The sequence below is a fragment of the Abyssisolibacter sp. ZYX002 genome, from assembly GCF_056892235.1.
The window spans coordinates 1,180,536-1,202,349 of the sequence record NZ_JARMXH010000001.1 but is presented as its reverse complement, the minus strand read 5'-3'; the positions used below and the strand labels follow the sequence as shown (position 1 = coordinate 1,202,349).

The window sequence follows — 21,814 nt, the reverse complement described above, 5'->3', positions numbered from 1 at the left end:
TTGTCATCAATCTGGAGAGAGTATAAAATATACTCTCTTTTTTTATTGAGGTGATATCTAAGTAAAAAAGTATTGACACTTCCGTGTTACACGTGTAAAATATAGATATGTTACACGCGTAACATGGAGAGGGTGATAATTTGGTGACCAATAATAAAATATCTGATGCAGAAGCAGAGGTAATGCAGGTTTTATGGAAATCAAAAAAAGCGATAACTGCAATAGAAATATTTGAAGAACTAAACAAGACCAAATCGTGGAAAAATTCGACAGTAAGAACACTTGTTAGAAGATTAACAGAAAAAGGATTTTTAAAGAAAGAAAGGCAAATTGGTGTAAAGCAAAATGGAAAAGAACTATTTTATTATAGTCCATTAATTAGCCATGAAAGATACAGACTAGAAAAAACTAGAGATTTTGTTAAAACTACTTTTAATGGTAATGTTAAAAAGTTAGTGGCTAGTTTATTTGATAATAACCTATTGACTGATGAAGATGTGGGAGAATTAAATAGTTTTTGGAATAAAGAAAGAGATAAGTTAAATGAATGATATTCTTAATAGTATATTATCTATGTCAATATCAAGTGGATTAATAGCACTTATTATAGTAGGTTTACTAGCATTATTTAAAAAATATTTTACAAAATCATGGTGTTATTACGTATGGATAATCATATTAATTAGACTGATGATTCCATATGTACCCAAAATAAATATACCAGATAAGCTAGATTACAAAAATTTTATAACGGAAATTACAAATAGCGAAGATAAAACACCCATAAGTTTAATAGATGCACAAGAAATCGAGAAAAGGTCTGTAGAAAAAAGAGTAGATAAAGTATTAATAGCATTTGTGGTTTGGCTTTCAATAGCAATGTACATATTTGTATCAAAAATATTAGACTATATTAGATTTATTAATGATATCAAAGTTGATAGAGAAGAGATAGACGATAGTGATTATGAACAGATAATTAATTCAATAACAAATAAGTTTAATATAAAATCAATAAAAGTTTATGAAAGTAACAATATTAACACACCGATGTTAATAGGTTTATTTAAACCATATATTATACTTCCAAAGGTTCATTTTGACAATGAAAAACTTAAATATATATTAATGCATGAATTGATGCATATGAAAAGAAAAGATATACTATACAAATGGATAATGCAATTAGTAGTATGCATACATTGGTTTAATCCAGTAGTGTATTATATAGCTAAAGAAATAGAAAAATATTGTGAGCTTTCTTGTGATGAAAGAGTATTTGCATATTTAAGTATACATGAAAGAATTGCATATGGAGATACACTTATATATTCAATTAAAGCTACAAAATCTTTACAAAATGAAAAGAAACCCTGCGTATCTTTTAGTAGAGACTATAAAGCTATAAAGATGAGATTAGAAGAAATAACAAAATACAAGCGATTAGATAAGAAGAAATATATAGCTTCTATTTGCATTGCAGTAATTTTAGCGAGCTCGACTAGTTTAATTGGAGTACATACAGCGAAAGCTAGTAAAAACATTATCTCAAATGAAAATATAACTAGATTAAATATAGATAAAATAGCAATAAAAACCGCAAAACTAACTGGGAATGCAAATTACATAAGACCATATTTTAAGTTTATGACAAACGAAGGATTAGATGAAATCCAAGATATTTTGTTAGAAAAGAATAGAAATCAATTTTTTTTCTTACCAACCATTGATAAATATACTGAAATAAATATGACATATACATCATTAGTTGATGAAATAATAACTGAAACTAACGATATATATAGTTGTTTAGTGCTATTTGAGTATCTAGAAAAAAAACAAGTAGAAGATATTGTTGCAAAGTATATGGAAAGAACTAAAGAATATTATAAATTACCAGATTTGTATCATCTATTATCAGATACAGCTATTAAAAAGATAAGCAATGGAGGCGTGAATAATGAATAAGAAAAAATATATCATAATTTTTACAATGATAGTAATGGTGAGCATGTTTATTGTATACTCAGCGGGTAAATCTAATATTACAGATATTAAATATATAAATGTGAGTTTGAATAGTCAGAATTTACCTGAGAGTGAAGCGGTAGTTTTCATTAATGAGAAGGATGAAGAAAAAGTGTATATATCAATTGATGTGTTAAAGGAATTAGGGTACATAATAAACAAAGAAAAAACCAATGTTGATGTTTCAAATATTAAAGTAAATAAAACAAATCTTAAAACTTATAGAAATATAAACAATAGTAATAACATATTGATATTACAAGATAAAGATAAAGAAGCTATAGAAATAATGAAGAAAACAGGTAATTTAAGGTATATAGAACCATATCTACCATATATGACTCAAACGGCAGTTGATGAAGTCTTAAATATATATTTACAAAAAACGGGTAATTTCAATCAAGTAGAGAAGATTAGAGTGAATCTAAAAAAGGCTCAGAATACTGTTGTTAACAGTAAAGAATATAAGCAAAAAAAGATTAAAGAAGTAAAAAGTGGACAAAGTAAGATATCGGATATAATGATTTTTATATCTAAGATGAGCAAAAATGAAGTAGATGATGTGGTAAGAAGCTATATAGAAAATACACAAGATTTCAATTCCATATATTCGGTAAGACAATATATGAGTACAAATGGCATAGACAAAGTCGTAAAAAAATATATTGATGATACATCTGACTTCAATACAGTTGCAGCGATGCTCCAGTTTATGAGTAAAGAAGCAAGTGAATATGTTGCAGAAAAATACTATAGCGAATCAGAAGATTTAAGATTTAGTATGTTCTTTGAAAATTATCGTAATGATAAATAAATAGAGGATAAAAATAGGGAGCTATATCGCTCCCATTATTTTTGCTGGTAACTTACAACTTACATAACTTTTTAGCAATCTTAGCACCTACGCATGCATTATTATATACAAGATGTTTATTAGCATACAAACTCTTACCTTCAGTTAATTCATAGATTGCAGAAAGAATAAATGGAGTTATGTTTTTTCCTCTTATCCCTTGAGATTCAGCATCATCTACAGCTTTATTTATAATACCATTAATAAAATCTTCATCCATTGCATACTCAGATGGTATAGGATTTGCTATTACCATACCACCATTTAATCCAAGGTCTTCTTTGATTTTAATAGCTTTCGCAATAATTTCAGCGGATTCACCATTATAATCAACAGAAAAACCGCTTTTTCTTGTATAAAATGCTGGGAAATCATCAGTCTTATAACCTATTACAGGGACACCATGAGTCTCCAAATATTCTAATGTAAGACCAATATCTAGAATCGACTTTGCACCAGCACATACAACAGCAACATTAGTATTAGCAAGCTCCATCAAATCAGCAGAGATATCAAAAGATTCTTGAGCTTTTCTGTGAACACCACCTATTCCTCCAGTAGCGAATACCTTTATACCTGCAAGGCTTGCAATTAGCATTGTAGTTGCAACAGTAGTAGCTCCATCCATTTTATTTGCAAGTATCATAGCTATATCTCGTCTACTAGCCTTAGGAATGTTTTTAGTTGTACCGAAATAGTTGAGTTCATCTTCTGACAAACCAACTTTCATTTTACCACCTATAATAGCAATAGTAGCTGGTATAGCACCTTCTTTTCTGATCTCTTCTTCACAACGTTTAGCGCTTTCTATATTTTCAGGGTAAGCCATACCATGTGATATAATAGTCGATTCTAAAGCGACTACAGGTTTATTTTCATCAAGAGCTTTTTTAACCTCTGGACTTATATCTAAATATTCTAGCATTCTATCATCTCCTCAATAATTTTGTTTATTTTAGTGTTGCTCATATTTGGGTTAACAGTTTCATGATGTTTTAAAGCCAGTACTGACGCAGCAGTGGCGTATACAGCTATATCTTTAATATTCTTTTCATGAATGCTACCATGTACGATTCCAGCCATAAAAGCATCGCCAGCACCAGTTGCACTTATAACTTTAATCTCAGGTGGTTTTATGATACCAGAAGTTTTGTTATTTGCATAGAAAACACCATTTTTACCTAGTGTGATAAACACATTTACTACACCTTGTGAGATATAGTAATTACCAACACTAACTAAATCGTCGTATTTATTTATGCTCATGTCAGCTAGATACTCAGCTTCAAGTTTATTTAGTTTTATAGTATGGAAACCACCAATTATATCCTTAACTTTCTTTGACTTCTTGATAGATACAGGATCAAGCAGTATTTTCTTATTGCTATAGTTATAAAGAATATATTCAATAACATGTTTAGGCAAGCAAGTATCTAGTATTATCACTTCTGAATTCTTTAAAACATGAGACTTACTTTTTATATAATCTACAGTCATCCTATCCATAATATGCATATCAGATAGTGCTAAAGCCATATCACCGCTTACATCCATAATAGCTAAATATATAGAAGCATTTGCGTCAGGAAGGACAAGTGAGTGATGCATGTCTATACCAAATTGAGAACACTCGCTTATTAGTCGTTTACTATTAGCATCACCACCAGTTACAGTGATAAGCTTAGTCGTAATACCCATACGAGCAGTGTTCTCGGCAATATTTCTACCAACTCCACCTAGGCAAATTTTAATCTCGCCAGGGTTAGAGTCTTTTTCTATAAGAGGTTCCTTAGTAAAGCCCTGTATATCTAAATTTGCTGCGCCTATGACAGTGACATAGTCAGCTTTATTCATGACATAACCACGTCCCTTGATATAACCTTTTTTTATCAAGTTAGTGATGTGGACACCTACAGACGAGCGAGTAATATTAAGAGTACTAGCTATATCCTTTTGTGATATCAATGGGTCTTTTTTAATTAATTCTAATATTTGTTTTTCACGATGTGTCATAAGCTCTCCTTAAACTTTACTTACTATATAAGCTTTTGCTTATAAAATATATTGTATCACCTCTATAGTATTATTTCAAGACTTTAATACGAATATTAATTGTATTTAAAATTTAATAATAAAGGTAAAATAAAGCAAAATACAGTAATTACTAAGTAAGCGTAGATAAAATATAGTAAAATAGCTAACAATGTATTAAGCAAGCTAGTTTACAAATTGTAATTTGGGTGGTATTATGAGTATATTGATGGTTGAAGTTAGGAGGGAAAAATGAAAAAAAGTTTGTTAAGAGAGCTATAGAATGGATAGCGTATTTAGTGTAGTAGTTGTAATAAGAATATTGAACAGTGAAGTTTATAGTATCACACAGGTTAAAAAATGTTCTATGTAGAATACATTAGTGCAATAACATAGACTTTATATAGACAAAATTAAGTATCACTTTACATCCAAAAGTAATAGTGTTTGCAAAATGAAGTAAGAAATGATTTTAAAGACAGATTAGCACTGTAGCTGAAGACTTAAAGATGAAAATTACAAAGAAGGTTAGGAAAAATAGATATGTAAAAAGAGTAATAGCCTTAGCAGGTGATGAGGTGATGATTAAAAACAATAAAGTATACGTTAACGATGTTGCTTTAAATGAATCATATGTAAAAGGAACAACTTATGAAGGGTCATTCGAGTTACCAGCCGTTGCACCAGAAGATAAGATATTTGTTATGGGAGACAATAGAGAGAGAAGTTCAGATAGTAGAGAATTTGGATTTGTTGATTTAGATAGTATAGAAGGAAAGGTCGTATTTAGATTTTGGCCACTAAGCAAGATGAATTCTATAAAGTAACATGGATAAAATATAATAAAATAGCTAATAATCTAATAGGCAAGATGATTTGAAAATTTTATTATGAGTAGTATACCAATGTATCAGATATAGGAGGAAAATATGAAAAGCAAAAGTATATTAAGAGAAGTTATGGAGTGGGTAGTGTATTTAGTAGGAGTAGTTGTAATAGTAATAATATTGAACAGCGAAGTTTATGGTATTACACAAGTTAAACAATGGTCTATGGAGAATACATTAGTGCAAAACGATAGACTTTATATAGACAAAGTTCAGTATCATTTCACAGACCCAAAACCAGGTGATGTAATAGTATTTTTACAAGGTGAAGTAAGAAATGGTTTCAAAGATAGATTGAATGTTGTAATTGATGACTTAAAGATGAAATTTACAAAACAAGTTAGAAGAAATAGATATGTAAAAAGAGTAATAGCCGTAGCAGGTGATGAGGTGATGATTAAAAACAATAAAGTATACGTTAACGATGTTGCTTTAAATGAATCATATGTAAAAGGAACAACTTATGAAGGTTCATTCGAGTTACCAGCCGTTGTACCAGAAGGTAAGATATTTGTTATGGGAGACAATAGAGAGAGAAGTTCAGATAGTAGAGAATTTGGATTTGTTGACCTAAAGAGTGTGGAAGGAAAGGTAGTATTTAGATTCTGGCCACTAAGTAAGATAAGTACTGTAAAATAGACACGGGGGATAGTGATGCAGGGGAAGACACATACAGTAATAGCTACCGCAACAGCGTTACTAGTTTCAAAAAGTTTTTTTACACCTAATACTGCTCTTATATTTTCAGCTGGAGCAGTATTAGGTGCTTTAATACCAGACATAGATCACAATAAGAGTAAGATAAACAATCTTTTACATATTAAGAATAATACATTGAAAAAGCTCATATACGTATTGTTTGGTGCTATATTAATAAGTATAGCCTATTCATATGATTATAAAAATTTGTATTTTGGTGCTATATACATAGGATTACTTGGATTTGCACATCACAGAGGATTCACCCATAGTTTACTGTCGCTAATAATATTTTTGTTAGCAATATATCCGTTGAGAGAAAATAATAATATTTTTTATGATGGGATTGCTTTAGGATATGCCACCCATATAGTTTCAGACATGTTTACAAAACATGGTGTAGAGCTACTTTATCCTTGGAGCAAGAATATAAGGTTTATGTTTACTATGACGACTGGATCAAAAGTAGAGACAATTCTCAATTATTCTTTAAGTGTACTAATTGTTATACTGTTTTGCTATCAAATATAATTATGTTGATTATTTGTGAAATATGTAGTACAATGGTATTGATATTATATAAAGGAGGTGTAGCAGTGAAGACTTATAATTTAGTATATTTAGCAACTGGATTAAGAAGAACAAACTTGATTTTGGCACATATTGGTGTTAACTCCAAGGGAGTAGTCTGTCCAAAACTAAATACACTAAATAATGAGTAATCATCTATACCGATAATAATATAAATATTGCTTTGATATTATCTGGATTTGATGTCCAGATTTTTATATGCGTGTAAAGTTTTATTTTAATATATTTTTTAGAATGTATAAAGCTAGATGAGTAAACTCATCTAGCTTTTTTTAGTTAATTAAGGAGGAGTTAAAATGATAGAATTAAGTTTACAGAATGTTTCAAAAAGTTATGGAGCTACAAAGGTATTAGAGGATATAAGTTTTGAAGTTCATTCAAAAGATAGAATAGGAATGGTAGGTAAAAATGGTACTGGTAAAACTACCATATTAAAAATATTAGCTGAGATAGAAGAGTATAATGGTGGTAATATTTCTATGAGTAAAGGAACTAAAATTGGGTATTTAGATCAAATTCCAAATTACCCTGAAAATTATGTCGTCATGGATGTTTTAAATTTAGCATTTGAAGACGTAATAAATATAAAAGCTCAGATGCAGCAACTTGAGAAGAAAATGTGTGATCCTCAAGATGATTTAGACAAAATAATGAATAAATACAGTGATTTACAAACTGAGTATGAGCATTTGGGTGGATATGATGTAGAAGAGAAGCTAAGTAAAGTGTGCATAGGACTAAAAATAGATGATAAATTTAGAGTAAGAAAATTTAATGATTTAAGCGGTGGCGAGAAGACAACAGTAATACTAGCTAAAATACTACTAGAAAACCCCAATATATTACTACTTGATGAGCCTACAAATCATTTGGATATACAGTCTATTGAGTGGCTCGAGGAATATATAAAAGAATATGATGGATGTGTTATAATAATCTCCCATGATAGATATTTTCTTGATAGAGCAGTTAATAAAATAATAGATATAGAAGAAGGTAAAGCCATAGTATATAAAGGGAATTACACATATTTTATAAACGAGAAAGAAGCAAAGAGACAGTTGCAATTAGATTCATATAAAGTACAACAAAGAAAAATCAAAAGCATGGAAGAAGCAGCGAAAAGATTTAGAGATTGGGCTAATAGAGCTGATAATGAAAGCATGTACAAAAAAGCTAAAAATATGGAACGAAGAATTGAAAAAATGGAAAAGATAGAAAAGCCTAAAGAGTACAAAAAAGCAGACATAAAATTCACTAGTCATAAAAAATCTAGCAAAGATATAGCAAGGATAGAGAATCTAAGTATGAGCTTTGAAGATAAGAAGATATTTAACAACGCTGATTTAATTATAAGAGCAAATGAGAAAATAGCTATATTAGGAAAAAACGGCTGTGGAAAATCAACATTATTTAGACTTATACTAGGGAAACTTAAACCTAATAGTGGAGTTATAACAACAGGCTCTGGGGTAAAGTTTGGATATTTAGAACAAGAAATCAAATTTGAGCAATCAGAAAAGACAGTACTTCAATATATAAGAGAAGAGCTTATACTAAACGAATATGATGCTCGACATCTATTAGTTAAATATAATTTTTATAAAGATGATGTCTACAAGAAAATATCAGTGCTTTCTGGGGGCGAAAAAGTAAGATTAAAGCTTTGTATTATGTTGATGAATAAAGTAAATACACTCATATTAGATGAGCCAACAAACCATTTAGACATAGATTCAAGAGAGATGTTAGAAGAAGCACTTAAAGAGTTTAAAGGTACTATAATATTTATTTCCCATGATAGATATTTTATAAACAAGATGGCTAGTAGAATAGCTGAAATAAATAGAAAGAAAATGATAGTATACGAAGGTAGTTACGATTACTATTTAGAAAAGAAAAAAGACCACAAAGAGGAAGTGTCAAAAAAAGTTAAAGTAAAAAAAGTCATAAATACTAAACCAAATAATGATAACTTAGAGAAAGATAATAGTAAAAAGATACAAAAGCTAGAAGAAGAAATCGCTAAGAAAGAAACTATAATAGGCAGTTTGAAACAAGAATTATTAAAGTATCCAAGTGATTATGAGAAACTTAGTGATATACAAAATGAGATAGAAAAAGTGCAGAAACAGATAGAAGAATTGCTAGAGGAATGGCTACAGTTGTCATAAATAAAAAAAGAGGTGAAGTATAATGAATATTGAAATTGTATCTGTTAAACTTGAAGAAAAAGAAATACTGAAAAATCTTTTAGAAAAATATGATTATGAATTTTCTAGGTATGATAATCGTGATGTAAATGCGTTAGGACTTTATGGTTATGAGTATCTGGATTATTATTGGACAGAAAAAAACAGATGGGCTTTTTTTGTAAAAGTAGATGATAAATTAGCAGGGTTTGTGATGGTTAACGATTATCCAGAGACCGACGAAAAAACTGATTATACAATGTCTGAGTTTTTTATAATGTATAAATATAGACGGTGTGGAGTAGGAAAATACGTGGCAATAAAAGTGTTTGATATGTTTAAAGGTAAGTGGCAACTAAAGAGACATCCAGACAATATTGGCTCAGTATACTTTTGGGATAATGTAGTGTCTAAATATACAGATGGCAACTATAAACTAATAAAGGCACATACAGATGCAGAGTATCCTGAGGGTATTTTAGGAGATGTATTTGTCTTTGAATCATAATAATAGTCTATTTGAACTTATTCTTTAAATATAACTAGGTGTGTATAATCACCTAGTTTTTGTTTGATTATAAATTTCAAGGGTATCAAAATTAAAAAGTATGATAAAAGCGTCATAGGGAGAAACTAGAATAGTGATTATCTATATAGAAATTACGCTTTATGTATGGTATAATTTTGTAATCAAAAGAAAAATAAGAATGCTATAGATAAATAGATAAGAAAGGAGACTTATTATGAATTTAAATGATTTCACTCAAAAATCAATAGGAGCTTTGCAAGAAGCTGAAACTCTAGCAAATACCTTTAACAATCCACAAATATATCCAGAACATTTATTACTTGCATTGTTGTATCAAGATAAAGGTCTTGTTTCTAGATTACTTATGCGAATGAATATAAGTAGTGATGTTTTAGTAAGAGATATAGAAGCTATAATTAACAATAAACCAAAGGTATATAATCAGTCACAGCAGTTAAACAAAATATACGTTAGCAATGAGACTGCAAACATACTACTTAAAGCTAGAGAAGAAGCAAAAAAGATGAAAGATGAATACGTGTCAGTAGAGCATATATTTATGGGGATAGTTGATAGTAGCACAGGAGAATTAAAGAAGGTTCTTAATAGACTTAACATAAATAGAAAGACCATAATTGAAAATCTGATGCAGGTAAGAGGTAACCAGAGAGTTACTAGTGATAACCCAGAGGATTCATATGAGGCATTAGAAAAGTATGGTCTAGACCTTGTAGAGAGGGCTCAAAAGAACGAATTAGACCCTGTAATAGGTAGAGATGAAGAAATAAGACATGTTGTAAGGATACTCTCACGCAAAACTAAAAATAACCCTGTATTGATAGGAGAACCTGGGGTTGGTAAAACTGCTATAGCTGAGGGACTTGCGCACAGAATAGTAAAAGGAGATGTCCCAACTAGCTTAAAAGACAAGAGAATATTCTCATTAGATATGGGTTCATTAGTTGCAGGAGCTAAGTTCAGAGGGGAATTTGAAGAGAGATTGAAAGCTGTCCTCAATGAGATAAAGAGTAGTAACGGTAGAATAATAATGTTTATAGATGAGTTACACTTAATAGTAGGTGCAGGAAAGACCGAAGGGGCAATGGATGCAGGAAATATACTCAAACCAATGTTAGCGAGAGGAGAACTGCACTGTATCGGAGCGACTACACTTGACGAATACAGAAAGTACATTGAGAAAGACCCTGCGTTAGAAAGAAGGTTTCAACCTGTAATGGTAAACGAACCAACAGTAGAAGATACTATATCAATACTTAGAGGGCTAAAAGAGAGATACGAAAATTTTCATGGTGTTAAAATAACTGATGCAGCACTAGTATCCTCAGCTGTATTATCTCACAGATATATAACAGATAGATTTTTGCCTGATAAAGCTATAGACTTGGTAGATGAAGCATGTGCTATGATAAAAACAGAGCTAGAATCTATGCCAGCAGAACTAGACAATATATCTAGAGAAATAATGAGACTTGAGATAGAAGAGGCTGCACTTAAAAAAGAAGATGACAAGTTTAGTAAAGATAGATTAGAGAAACTACAAAAAGAGTTAGCAGAACTTAAACATGACTTTTCATCAATGAAGATGAAATGGGAAAGCGAAAAAAATGCTATATCACAGGTAAATAATATAAGACAAGAGATAGAAAATCTACACAACGAAATCAAAAAAGCAGAAAGAGACTATGATTTAAACAAAGCAGCAGAACTAAAATATGGTAAGCTACCAGAGCTACAAAAGAAACTAGAAGACGAAGAAAAACAGCTTGATAAGATGAAAACAGGCGAAGCTCTTCTAAGAGAAGTAGTAACCAAAGAAGAGATATCAAAGATTATCTCAAGATGGACGGGAATACCACTATCAAAACTTATGGAGAGTGAAAGACATAAACTATTAAACCTAGAGAAAATACTACATCAAAAAGTAATAGGTCAAGATGAGGCAGTACAAAAAGTGTCTGATGCAATAATAAGGTCAAGAGCTGGAATAAAAGATCCAAAAAGACCTATAGGTTCTTTCATATTCCTTGGACCAACAGGAGTAGGGAAAACAGAGCTTGCAAAGACGATAGCTGGAGAATTGTTTGACACAGAGGATAACATGATAAGGATAGATATGAGTGAGTACATGGAAAAGCACTCAGTAGCAAGGCTTATAGGAGCACCTCCAGGATATGTAGGCTATGAAGAAGGTGGACAGCTGACAGAGGCAGTAAGAAGAAAACCTTACTCAGTAATATTATTTGATGAGATAGAGAAAGCACACAGTGATGTTTTCAATATACTTTTGCAAGTGTTAGATGATGGTCGTATAACAGATTCACAAGGAAGATTAGTTGATTTTAAAAATACAATAATAATAATGACATCAAATATAGGGTCACATTTCTTGTTAGCAGGAATAAACGATAAGGGAGAGATAGAAAACACAGCTAGAGACGATGTAATGAGGAGTTTGAGAGCTCATTTTAAGCCAGAGTTCTTAAATAGAGTTGATGAAATAGTGCTTTATAAACCTCTAAGTAAACCAGATTTAATGAAAATATTAGATTTGATTATGAAAGATGTAGCAAGAAGAGTAGAAGAAAAACAGCTTACAATAAGGCTTAGCGAAAAAGCTAAAGAGTACGTACTAGATAGTGCTTACGATCCAGCCTATGGAGCAAGACCACTGAAACGATTCGTGCAAAGCAGGATAGAAACACTACTTGGTAGAAAGATAATTAGTGGAGAAATAGAACCAGGTGATTCTTTAGAAGTGGATGTTGAAAATGATGATTTAGTGATAAATAAGAAGTAAACTTTGAGCAGTTAATTAGAGTCAGTGAATGTGGCTTAGGTTAACTGCTTTTTTTATTATTTGTTAGAAAGAAGTGATGATTTGCTTATTAATGATATAAGCCAAACTAAATTATGCTGTTTTTGCAAAAAATACAGGGTTTGCTACATTGATTGGACAAAGAACTAGTGGAGATGGAATAGGAGCAGATCCGATACTTTGTACTTTGCCAAACAGTGGATTTATATTTAGGTTTCCGAATGGGATGGGATTGACCCAAGATGGTACATGCAATGCAGAAGAAAGAACTACACCAGATATAGAAGTTAATCCTAAAAAGACTGAAAATATGAACAATGATGAAGCTATACAAACAGTGATAAGACTTGAGAGTAAATAAAGTAACCATACATACCTTTCTTATTCACCTAACATGCATAATTTGTAGAACAAAAATTTTTATATAGTACATTGTTTTGCATATTTCTCCTTATTATTTTGATACAATACTTTTAATAAATTTGTTTAAGGAGGAATGTACATGACTTTAAAAAGATTTAATCAATATAAAGGGAGAAATACATTAGGTAATTGTAACAAACCAGTTCCTTATTATTATGAGCATAATTGCAGTGCTTATAAAGATTTAATATGTACAGATTTTGTTAATCCGCTAATGGATTAAGTAATGTTACTACCGTAGGAGGTAAAAGATTTTTATTTAACACCTCCTACTTTGATAAAACAAAGTGCTAGTGCTCATAAGACCTACAGAAATAAGCTATAATAATAAAAGAAAATAAATAAAATAATAAAGAATCAGGATCATGCTTTGTAGTATGGTTCTTTACTTTTGTAAGGAGAGATATCAAAAGCTAATTTGAAGCTGAGGATGTTTTTCGACCACACTTCTAATATGCATAATATGTTGAAAGAAAACATATTCTTAACTGTATTTTCTACATTTTTTTCTTTATGATTTTGATATAATGTATTCACTATATAGAACAATATAAATTGCTAATAAGGAGTGGCTGATTTGCAAACAGATGTGGAAAACATAAGTGATAACACAGTTTTAAACATACAAGAAGTTTTTAATCTCATTCAAAATTATAAGTATGAAGAAGCATTTTTACTATCATCACAAATAATGAAAAGAAGTGAAGATGGAGACCAATTATTTCATGAGTGGGTTAAAGCTTTAGCAGAATTTTATTCATGCGATAAAAAAAAGACAGCAATTAACTTGTTAGAAAAAGTCAAACCAGAAAAATTAATAAATGAAATTCATTTTAGAATAATTAATTCTTTGATGGGATTTTATATAGAAATAGAAGATGAACTAAATTTTCTTAATTATAAAAAAGAGTTGATATCTAATTTATGCAATTTAAATAACAATAAACTTTTGGTTAAGATATTCAGCAATATTGCAAATGGTTATTATGTTTTTAAAAATTATGAAGAGTCATTAAAATATTGCGAAAAAACTATAAAAACTGTACAACACAATAAACATTTTGACATGTCTTTTACAACAACATTAATTTTAAAAATTACAAATATGCACTATCAGGATATGATAGACGAAGCCAAAGTATTACAGAAAGATTTTGAAATCTATCTAAAAATGACGGATGGTTTAAATAATAAGAAGTACTTAGATAAAACTATAGAAAATTATTATAAGGAGGTGGAGAATAATGAAAAAAATATTAGCTAAAGTTTGTAAAAGTCCATTATTTTCGGTTGCTTTAATAGGTTCTATCTATACTAGTAAATATGTTTGTATGTTTATTGATGTACCGATTAATCATTAAATTAGATTTTTTATAGACGCCCCGTGCTGTGCTAGGTTTATCTAGACAGTGAATATATTTGGGCGTCTATCATTATATTACACCTTAAAAAAATGCTACTTTATTTATTTGAAGATGGACTTTTCTAATGATAATAAACGCTTCTATAATAAAATCATTGATAAAAAGGGGCATGAATATCAAGAAACTTGATTGTGTGTCTGAGTAATTTTTTTAAATGTTATAATATTATATTTACCCATCAAGAAAAACAATCGAAAAGCTGAATCAATAAAGCATGGTGTAACTACAAGACCCACAAAGATAATTTAAAACAATAATTAACAATTAAAAAAATTAAGGTCATTCATGCAGTGTGATTCGTTATTTTTTGAGTTGAAGCATTAAAAAACATTATTCTAACTCGGAGAAGCACCTGTTTTTATGATTGTAATAATGATAAAACAGTTACTTCAATGTCGTTTACGAATAATGTTATTTAGCTTTTAGTAGGCTTATTGGTTATTCTCCTTTAGGGTAAGGCTTTGAAGTGTGTAAGAAAAACTCTTTGTAAAGAGAAATTCAATGGTAATGGGAAATCAAAGATAAACTTTGCGGTGCAGTAGAGAAGCTGTTTCTACCATTTAGTAGAAGCTTTGAAGAAACAGCTCCTCAAATTTACCTACAAGTAACATCTTTTGATTTTCCTTGTAACTTTTTTGGTTTTAATTTCTTAGGGTAGGTTAATTTGGGTCAGATTTAGGGTAATTCTACACAATAACTCCGATAACTTCATGTTTTTATCAAAAGCATTACCTTAAAAAGTTAGATATCAAATATCTTGAAGCTGAGATTGTTTATCGTGAGCGACTTTGGAAGTTTGTGATTTAACATTAGTTTAATCAAAAAATAACTATCGAAATGCTGAACTAACAGAGTTATGAGCTACCACAAGACCCACAGAGATAATCTATATTAAAAAAATAACCAATAAAGTAACAAAGAAGCATATCCGTTTTTCTGGAGAAGCGACTTTAGAGGACTTGTTCCTACAAAGCTTTCACATAATAAAGAGGAACAAGTTCTATACGGAGTCCGTAAGAAATTAGGATATGCTTTTACCAATAGGTAATGAATCACTAAAAACTACATGTTTTTACCTCACAAAGCATGACTCTAAAAATGAGATATCAAAAACCAATTAGAAGCTGAGATTGTTTTTTGACCGCGACATTGGAAGGTGTAATTTAACAATAATTAGATTGAAAAATTACAGCTTACGCAGGACAATAAAAACAATCGAATTGCTGAACCAATAAAGTAACGAGTTACACAAGACCTACAAAGATAATCTAAAAATACCACTACAACTTATCAGGTTCAAACTGCTTCTTATTGAGAATATTCGTCACAACCTTATCCTCAAGTATTCCTCCAATATCAGTAACACCAATAGAATCAAATATCTTCATAGCATTCATATTATCAAACGGTGTCATTATAAGCGAATCTTCACTGCTTTCGTTTACAATATCCGTTGCTTTATCCTTGTCTATATTTGTTCTAGGGCCTCCTACACAACCTCCAATACAACCCATACCTTCAATAAAATTATAATCTACAATAGGATTTTTTGATAATTCATCTAATAGCTCTTTACATTGCTTTGCACCAGTTACTTTCTTTGGCTTAAACTGTATAAGTCTGTTTGGAGCAATCCTATTTACAGCTGTTTTAACAGAAAAACTCACACCACCTACTCTAGCATACGCTCTTCCACCAAAAGATGCTTGGTCTTTTTCTTCTGGTTGAAACTCGCTTAGATTAAAATCTAAAGCATCAAAAATTTCTTTCATTTCTCTATAGGTTAACACAAAATCAATAGAACCTTTTACCCTTGGATCTTTAGCTTCTCCTTTTTTAGCTACACATGGGCCTATAAATACCACCTTTGTATTTTCTTCACCGTACAGATATTTAAGTATACGCCCTGAAGCAACCATAGGAGATATAGATAGAGACATGTGTTCATATAACTTAGGATAGTGCTTTTCAGTCAAGTTAGTCCAAATTGGGCAACAACAACTTGTCAAATAAAAATCATCAACTGATTTTACTAGGTGATTAAATTCCAAAGCTTCTTTTATAGTAAGTATATCAGCAAACAAAGCCACTTCAATCATATCTTCAAAACCCATTAACTTAAAGGCTGTTCTAAGTTTACCAAGAGACACATCATCTCCAAATTGACCCACTATTGAAGGAGCAACAGCAGCAAATACTCTGTGAGATTTACCTTTTAGTATATTAACTAGAGGAATGAATTCAATTTTATCTAATATAGCTCCAAATGAACAATCATCAATACACTTGCCACATTGCAAGCACTTATTATGGCTTATCGTAGGGCCAGAGCTTTTTTGATAGATATGAGCTTCATGTTTACATATATTACAATCATTTCTCTGATCGCATTTATCACAAAGTCCAGCAATTTTATTTACAATAGGTGCTTTGATATCTTTAATAGAATTTATATAAGTGATATCATCAGCAAATTCAGAGTTATTGTTTGGTGTAGATCCCATATTAACTCTAATAAAATCTCTGATAAAATTATCGTAACTATCATCTAATTTGTGTTTTTCTTTTATCTCTGATATCAATTCATTTATATAATCATTGTTTAGTTTGCCCTTCCAGTGAGCGCTAGCTAATTTATTAAAGATTTCCATTCTTATTTCTTTAAAGTTAAAAATTTTATTATCCATATTTTACTCCTCTATAAAATATTCACACACATGAATATTTTGAATCTAAAAAACACTAAATATTCATTGATAACGATATATTTTAAATTAATTAAAATATTAGAAAAATATAATAAATAATGTCTTGAAAATATTATGTTAAGATTGTATAGTATAGGTTAGGATGTAAATACATTACGGAAGTGATTATATGAGTATTAGAGAACTTAAAAACATGATTGATAGAAGTAAAAATATAGTTTTCTTTGGAGGGGCAGGAACCTCTACAGAGAGTAATATACCAGATTTCAGAAGCGAAGAAGGTTTATACAGTCAACAATATAAGTACAAATATCCACCAGAAATAATGCTAAGTCATAGCTTTTTTAAAAATCATACAAAAGAATTCTATGATTTCTATATTAATAAAATGATATTTAAAGATGCTAAAGCTAATAAGTGTCATGAAGCACTTGTCAAGCTAGAAGAATTAGGAAAGTTAAAAGCTATTATAACACAAAATATAGATGGGCTTCATCAATTGGCTGGTAGTAAGAACGTAATAGAACTTCATGGTTCAATACACAAGAATTATTGTATGAGTTGTGGAGATTTCTATTCATTAGATTACATACTAAAGAATAAACATAGTGTGCCAAGGTGTGAAAAATGCCAAGGATTAATAAAACCAAAGGTCACACTATATGAGGAAGAATTAGATCAAAAAATGCTATACAAGGCAATCGATTATATATCAAATGCAGATATGTTAATTGTAGCGGGGACATCATTAGTGGTATATCCAGCAGCAGGGCTTATAAATTATTACAATAAGGATAAGTTGGTTTTAATCAATAAAGAATCTACCCCTTATGACAGTCATGCAGATATAGTTATTAATGAAAGTATAGGAAGTGTTTTAGAAAAAGTAATTTAAGTTCAACTTAGGAGATGTTAATATGAAGAACAATAAGACATTAGCAACAATAGGTATAATTTTAGTTATATTAGCGTGGGGTATTTCATTTTTAAGTATTAAAGTTGTAGTTGAGATAGTACAACCTATGACATTAGGTTTTATAAGATTTTTTATAGCTACAATCTTACTATATTTTGTTGTAAAAATAAAGTGTCCTAATGAAAAACTACAAAAAAAAGATTATGTAAATATGATGTTAGCAGGATTTATTGGTGTAACACTATATTTTTACTTTGAAAATAACGGTATAAAAATCCTTCCACCATCTTCTGCATCATTAATTATTGCATTGATACCTATTTTCACATTGATTTTTGATGCAATTATATTTAGGACTAGAATCACAATTATACAGATAATAAGTGTGGTATTATCTTTAGCGGGTATATACTATTTGGTAGGAGTAAATATAACGGATTTATTTGTAAGTGAACATGGAAAAGGTTATCTCATGATGTTTGGAGCAGTTATGGCTTGGGTAGTATATTGTATAACCACAAAGCCATTATTTGATAAATACTCACAGACATTCATAGTTTACTATCAATCACTATTTGGGACTATTTTATTTTTACCATTTGCATTATTTGAAAAGAATTTATGGGCAAGTATCGATTTAAATATATCGTTAAATTTAATATATCTAAGTGTTATATGTTCAGCAGTTGCATTTGTAGTATATGTTTATTCTATGAAAGAGTTAGGAGTGTTTACAACATCATTGTACTTAAATGTTATGCCAATAATTACATGTGTATTTAGCTATATAATATTAGATGATATAATAGAGAAAAATCAGATAATTGGAGGAATAATGATTATAATATCTGTTTATTTGAGTAGTTATCAGGAGTATAAAACAAAAAAAGTGCAGAAATTAAATTAATTAAATTTACAAATGAGGTGTTAGTTTGAAGGATATCATTGGAGTAATTATATCTATTTTTTTCGTTATAATAGTGATAGTATTCTCAGAGATATTAAAAAAATCATGTAACTGGGGAAAAGAAGCTACAAGAAAATTTGTTCACATTGGAGTAGCACATTGGTGGTTAGTTGCTATGTACTGTATTGATAATATATACTATGCTGCTATACCTCCAATGATTTTTATTATATTAAATTATATATCATATGAAAAACAGCTTATCAAAAGCATGGAAAGAGATGGAGGTACATCGGATTTAGGAACAGTATATTTTCCAGTATCACTTTTTATACTGATAATTCTATTTTGGAATAACGGAGTGTTTAATCATGATAACAAGTATATTGGAGCTATAGGTATATTAATAATGGGATATGGAGATGGATTTGCTGCCATAATAGGAAAAAGATTTGGTAAACGAAAATATAAAGTATTCGGTGGAGAAAAGAGTATAGAAGGATCACTTACAGTGTTCTTTTTTGCATTTTTAATAACACTTTGTATGGTATATAATCATACAGATATAGCTTTCAAAATAGCAATAGTTATAGCTACACTTGCAGTATTTATAGAAGCTTTAACACCACACGGACTTGATAATCTTACATTACCAATAATAACTTCATTGTGTGTCTTTAGTTTTATTAACATACCAAAATCAAATATAGATATTTATTATAAAGTAGCATTAGGAATAACCATAAGCTCATTTATAGCAATTCCAGCTTATTATAAAAAATCACTTAAAATGAGTGGATGTTTTGGCGCAATAGTACTGGGGACAGTTATCTACATTACATCATCAAGTTTTGGAATAATAGTTATGCTATCATTTTTTATATCATCAAGTTTACTTAGTCATTTTAAAAAGAGCAAGAAAAATGAATGTGCAAAATTGTTTGATAAAACAGGGAATAGAGATGCACTACAGGTTTTTGCAAATGGTGGAGTAGGACTTATATTTTCCATAGTATACTTTTTTACAGGAAGAGGAATATATCTGATTTGTATGTGTATAGCTTTTGCAGCATCAAATGCAGATACATGGGCTACTGAATTAGGTATCCTAAACAAAAAAGATCCAGTATCTCTTAGGACACTAAGAAGAGTCAAAAAAGGTACATCTGGAGCAATAAGTTTATTGGGTAGTATGTTTAGCATGTTAGGAGCTATATTCATAGCATTAATCTCAGTTGCTCTAATAAAGTATACTCAGGTGAAAATTATAGGTTTTAGTTTATACGAAATATTTATATTTGTTTCAATCGGTGGCTTTTTAGGCTGTTTTATAGACTCTTTACTTGGAGCAACAGTACAAGGTATATATTACAGCGAAGAATTAAATAGAGAAACTGAAAAGAAGGTGCTTGAAGGCAAAAAAACTAAATTAGTAAGAGGATTTGAAATCTTTAACAACGATGTAGTTAATTTTTTGAGTATAGCATTAGCAAGCATTTTGATATTACTTATTTAATAGTAACCAACTGCACTTAAAAGTCCTATTTCTGCGTTGTTCTAAAATTTTCGTTGCTTACTTACCTCTAAGTAAGATTGTCTAATCATATTTTATACAATATATTAATAATATTTAAGTAGGATAATATTAATTCAGGAGGATTAGTATAATGCGAAAGAGTATTATTAATATATTTATTATAATAGGAATAACACTAATATTATTAGTTTCTTTTTTTACATATCATGATTATACTCCAAATTCCGTAGAGAAAATAAATATACGTAGTAAAACTAATATGGTCAAAAAAATAGATAAATCAGTTATAGATATAATGACATGGAATATTGGTTTTGGTGTTCTAAACAGAGATATAGATTATTTCACAGCAGGAGGTAAAATTGCAATAGCAAAAAGTAAAAGTGACGTATATCAAAATCTAGAAGGAATATTGAAAATTATGAATTCAAAGCCAGTAGATTTTTATGTATTGCAAGAAGTAGATATAAAATCTAAAAGAAGTAAATATATCAATGAATATGAGTACATACTAAATTCATTTAGGGAAAGCTGTAGCGCATATGCTATAAACTATAAAGTAAAGTTTGTACCTTACCCAATATTTAATGAACTAGGAAGCGTTAAATCAGGGTTAGTGACAATCGGAAAATACAGTTTTAATAGTGCTTATAGATATAATTTGCCAGGTAATTATATATGGCCAGTAAGAACTCTGATGCCAGATAGATGTATACTAGTTACCGACTGTGATATAGAAGGTAAAAAAGAGAAACTTTACATAATAAATATACACAATTCAGCATTTGATAGAAACGCTAAGAATAGAAAAAAACAAATAGAGTATATAAAAAATTTCATGTTGGAGAAATATAGAGAAGGCAATTACGTAGTAGTCGGCGGAGATTGGAATCTAATATTCAACAGAAATACTAGTACATATAGATCAAATCCAAGTGAGCTAATACCTTATAATTGGAACCCAGAGGGTTGGAAATGGGCAGTAGACTATAAAGTTCCTACAAATAGAAAACTTAGAACAGCATATGATAAAAAACGCACAAGAGTTAAAGTAATAGATGGATTTTTAGTATCTCCAAATATAAACGTAATAAAAGTAAAAGGCATAGACCATGAGTTTAGGTATTCAGACCACAATCCAGTGTTGTTGAGGATAGAATTAAGGTAAAGTTAGTATTGATAGACAGTTTTATATTGTAAAAACATAATATTGACAAATCATACAACAAGAGATATGTTTTAAGTAACAATAA

The 21,814-nt window shown here is 29.8% G+C and carries 19 protein-coding genes and 1 pseudogene; 17 read left to right on the top strand and 3 right to left on the bottom strand.

Going from position 1 to position 21,814, the window contains the following annotated elements:
* Positions 1 to 143 precede the first annotated feature (143 nt).
* From P3X86_RS05480 to P3X86_RS05470, 3 genes are read left to right on the top strand one after another with little or no spacing between them, the layout of a single operon-like run.
* A complete protein-coding gene (locus tag P3X86_RS05480) occupies positions 144 to 551 on the top strand; it encodes a BlaI/MecI/CopY family transcriptional regulator (protein WP_483291622.1) in 408 nt (135 codons plus the stop codon).
* The gene (locus tag P3X86_RS05475; RefSeq protein WP_483291621.1) at positions 544 to 1,968 is read left to right on the top strand and encodes a M56 family metallopeptidase; all 1,425 of its coding nucleotides are present in this window, start codon (positions 544 to 546) and stop codon (positions 1,966 to 1,968) included. Before P3X86_RS05480 ends, P3X86_RS05475 begins: the two co-directional genes overlap by 8 nt.
* Positions 1,961 to 2,842, top strand: coding sequence for a hypothetical protein (locus tag P3X86_RS05470; RefSeq protein ID WP_483291620.1), 882 nt, complete (start codon positions 1,961 to 1,963; stop codon positions 2,840 to 2,842). Before P3X86_RS05475 ends, P3X86_RS05470 begins: the two co-directional genes overlap by 8 nt.
* Before the next feature lie 52 nt (positions 2,843 to 2,894).
* Here the strand turns inward: P3X86_RS05470 and P3X86_RS05465 are convergent, their stop codons facing one another.
* Together P3X86_RS05465 and P3X86_RS05460 are read right to left on the bottom strand one after the other, a co-directional pair.
* Positions 2,895 to 3,806 (bottom strand): pseudouridine-5'-phosphate glycosidase, encoded by a 912-nt coding sequence (locus P3X86_RS05465; RefSeq protein WP_483291619.1) that lies wholly within the window; start codon positions 3,804 to 3,806, stop codon positions 2,895 to 2,897.
* Entirely contained in the window at positions 3,800 to 4,894 is a 1,095-nt protein-coding gene (locus P3X86_RS05460) for a carbohydrate kinase (protein WP_483291618.1), read from the bottom strand. The genes P3X86_RS05465 and P3X86_RS05460 overlap by 7 nt, the downstream gene beginning before the upstream one ends.
* Before the next feature lie 527 nt (positions 4,895 to 5,421).
* Here P3X86_RS05460 and lepB (P3X86_RS05455) point away from each other — a divergent pair.
* The 10 genes and pseudogenes from lepB (P3X86_RS05455) to P3X86_RS05410 all read left to right on the top strand — a co-directional run bounded on the left by lepB (P3X86_RS05455) (position 5,422) and on the right by P3X86_RS05410 (position 14,333).
* Complete coding sequence (gene lepB, locus P3X86_RS05455; RefSeq protein ID WP_483291617.1) at positions 5,422 to 5,739, top strand: signal peptidase I; 318 nt, start codon at positions 5,422 to 5,424, stop codon at positions 5,737 to 5,739.
* Between the two features lie 102 nt (positions 5,740 to 5,841).
* Positions 5,842 to 6,438 carry a signal peptidase I gene (gene lepB / locus P3X86_RS05450; RefSeq protein WP_483291616.1) on the top strand — a complete coding sequence of 199 codons (597 nt, stop codon included), beginning with the start codon at positions 5,842 to 5,844 and terminating at the stop codon, positions 6,436 to 6,438.
* 15 nt (positions 6,439 to 6,453) lie between these two features.
* Positions 6,454 to 7,029: a metal-dependent hydrolase gene (locus P3X86_RS05445; protein WP_483291615.1), complete on the top strand. Its 576-nt coding sequence runs from the start codon at positions 6,454 to 6,456 to the stop codon at positions 7,027 to 7,029.
* Positions 7,030 to 7,094: 65 nt separating this feature from the next.
* Positions 7,095 to 7,220, top strand: coding sequence for a hypothetical protein (locus P3X86_RS05440; RefSeq protein ID WP_483291614.1), 126 nt, complete (start codon positions 7,095 to 7,097; stop codon positions 7,218 to 7,220).
* 165 nt (positions 7,221 to 7,385) lie between these two features.
* Positions 7,386 to 9,263, top strand: coding sequence for a ribosomal protection-like ABC-F family protein (gene abc-f, locus P3X86_RS05435; protein ID WP_483291613.1), 1,878 nt, complete (start codon positions 7,386 to 7,388; stop codon positions 9,261 to 9,263).
* Positions 9,264 to 9,285: 22 nt separating this feature from the next.
* Entirely contained in the window at positions 9,286 to 9,789 is a 504-nt protein-coding gene (locus P3X86_RS05430) for a GNAT family N-acetyltransferase (RefSeq protein ID WP_483291612.1), read from the top strand.
* 235 nt (positions 9,790 to 10,024) lie between these two features.
* On the top strand, positions 10,025 to 12,628 hold the full coding sequence (clpB, locus tag P3X86_RS05425) for an ATP-dependent chaperone ClpB (RefSeq protein ID WP_483291611.1): 2,604 nt from the start codon (positions 10,025 to 10,027) through the stop codon (positions 12,626 to 12,628).
* A 127-nt stretch (positions 12,629 to 12,755) separates the two neighbouring features.
* Positions 12,756 to 13,007, top strand: a pseudogene (locus P3X86_RS05420) (S41 family peptidase); the annotation flags it as partial.
* Between the two features lie 141 nt (positions 13,008 to 13,148).
* Positions 13,149 to 13,292 (top strand): hypothetical protein, encoded by a 144-nt coding sequence (locus P3X86_RS05415; RefSeq protein ID WP_483291610.1) that lies wholly within the window; start codon positions 13,149 to 13,151, stop codon positions 13,290 to 13,292.
* 354 nt (positions 13,293 to 13,646) lie between these two features.
* The gene (locus P3X86_RS05410; protein ID WP_483291609.1) at positions 13,647 to 14,333 is read left to right on the top strand and encodes a hypothetical protein; all 687 of its coding nucleotides are present in this window, start codon (positions 13,647 to 13,649) and stop codon (positions 14,331 to 14,333) included.
* A 1,440-nt stretch (positions 14,334 to 15,773) separates the two neighbouring features.
* Here the strand turns inward: P3X86_RS05410 and P3X86_RS05405 are convergent.
* Positions 15,774 to 17,180: a [Fe-Fe] hydrogenase large subunit C-terminal domain-containing protein gene (locus tag P3X86_RS05405; RefSeq protein ID WP_483291608.1), complete on the bottom strand. Its 1,407-nt coding sequence runs from the start codon at positions 17,178 to 17,180 to the stop codon at positions 15,774 to 15,776.
* Positions 17,181 to 17,370: 190 nt separating this feature from the next.
* Here P3X86_RS05405 and P3X86_RS05400 point away from each other — a divergent pair, with 190 nt between their 5' ends.
* The 4 genes from P3X86_RS05400 (at position 17,371) to P3X86_RS05385 (ending at position 21,729) form a co-directional block, all read left to right on the top strand.
* A complete protein-coding gene (locus P3X86_RS05400) occupies positions 17,371 to 18,096 on the top strand; it encodes an NAD-dependent protein deacylase (protein WP_483291607.1) in 726 nt (241 codons plus the stop codon).
* Positions 18,097 to 18,118: 22 nt separating this feature from the next.
* Positions 18,119 to 19,024: a DMT family transporter gene (locus P3X86_RS05395; protein ID WP_483291606.1), complete on the top strand. Its 906-nt coding sequence runs from the start codon at positions 18,119 to 18,121 to the stop codon at positions 19,022 to 19,024.
* Between the two features lie 25 nt (positions 19,025 to 19,049).
* Entirely contained in the window at positions 19,050 to 20,540 is a 1,491-nt protein-coding gene (locus tag P3X86_RS05390) for a DUF92 domain-containing protein (protein WP_483291605.1), read from the top strand.
* Between the two features lie 151 nt (positions 20,541 to 20,691).
* The gene (locus tag P3X86_RS05385; protein ID WP_483291604.1) at positions 20,692 to 21,729 is read left to right on the top strand and encodes an endonuclease/exonuclease/phosphatase family protein; all 1,038 of its coding nucleotides are present in this window, start codon (positions 20,692 to 20,694) and stop codon (positions 21,727 to 21,729) included.
* Positions 21,730 to 21,814: the final 85 nt, after the last annotated feature.

What these genes read in the sequence shown, in the direction of transcription:
- lepB (WP_483291616.1), top strand. Translation starts at nt 5,842, where the DNA reads ATGAAAAGCAAAAGTATATTAAGAGAAGTTATGGAGTGGGTAGTGTAT.
- P3X86_RS05460 (WP_483291618.1), bottom strand. Translation starts at nt 4,894, where the DNA reads ATGACACATCGTGAAAAACAAATATTAGAATTAATTAAAAAAGACCCA.
- P3X86_RS05430 (WP_483291612.1), top strand. Translation starts at nt 9,286, where the DNA reads ATGAATATTGAAATTGTATCTGTTAAACTTGAAGAAAAAGAAATACTG.
- clpB (WP_483291611.1), top strand. Translation starts at nt 10,025, where the DNA reads ATGAATTTAAATGATTTCACTCAAAAATCAATAGGAGCTTTGCAAGAA.
- P3X86_RS05475 (WP_483291621.1), top strand. Translation starts at nt 544, where the DNA reads ATGAATGATATTCTTAATAGTATATTATCTATGTCAATATCAAGTGGA.
- P3X86_RS05395 (WP_483291606.1), top strand. Translation starts at nt 18,119, where the DNA reads ATGAAGAACAATAAGACATTAGCAACAATAGGTATAATTTTAGTTATA.
- P3X86_RS05405 (WP_483291608.1), bottom strand. Translation starts at nt 17,180, where the DNA reads ATGGATAATAAAATTTTTAACTTTAAAGAAATAAGAATGGAAATCTTT.
- abc-f (WP_483291613.1), top strand. Translation starts at nt 7,386, where the DNA reads ATGATAGAATTAAGTTTACAGAATGTTTCAAAAAGTTATGGAGCTACA.
- P3X86_RS05445 (WP_483291615.1), top strand. Translation starts at nt 6,454, where the DNA reads ATGCAGGGGAAGACACATACAGTAATAGCTACCGCAACAGCGTTACTA.
- P3X86_RS05465 (WP_483291619.1), bottom strand. Translation starts at nt 3,806, where the DNA reads ATGCTAGAATATTTAGATATAAGTCCAGAGGTTAAAAAAGCTCTTGAT.
- P3X86_RS05400 (WP_483291607.1), top strand. Translation starts at nt 17,371, where the DNA reads ATGAGTATTAGAGAACTTAAAAACATGATTGATAGAAGTAAAAATATA.
- lepB (WP_483291617.1), top strand. Translation starts at nt 5,422, where the DNA reads ATGAAAATTACAAAGAAGGTTAGGAAAAATAGATATGTAAAAAGAGTA.
- P3X86_RS05415 (WP_483291610.1), top strand. Translation starts at nt 13,149, where the DNA reads ATGACTTTAAAAAGATTTAATCAATATAAAGGGAGAAATACATTAGGT.
- P3X86_RS05385 (WP_483291604.1), top strand. Translation starts at nt 20,692, where the DNA reads ATGCGAAAGAGTATTATTAATATATTTATTATAATAGGAATAACACTA.
- P3X86_RS05470 (WP_483291620.1), top strand. Translation starts at nt 1,961, where the DNA reads ATGAATAAGAAAAAATATATCATAATTTTTACAATGATAGTAATGGTG.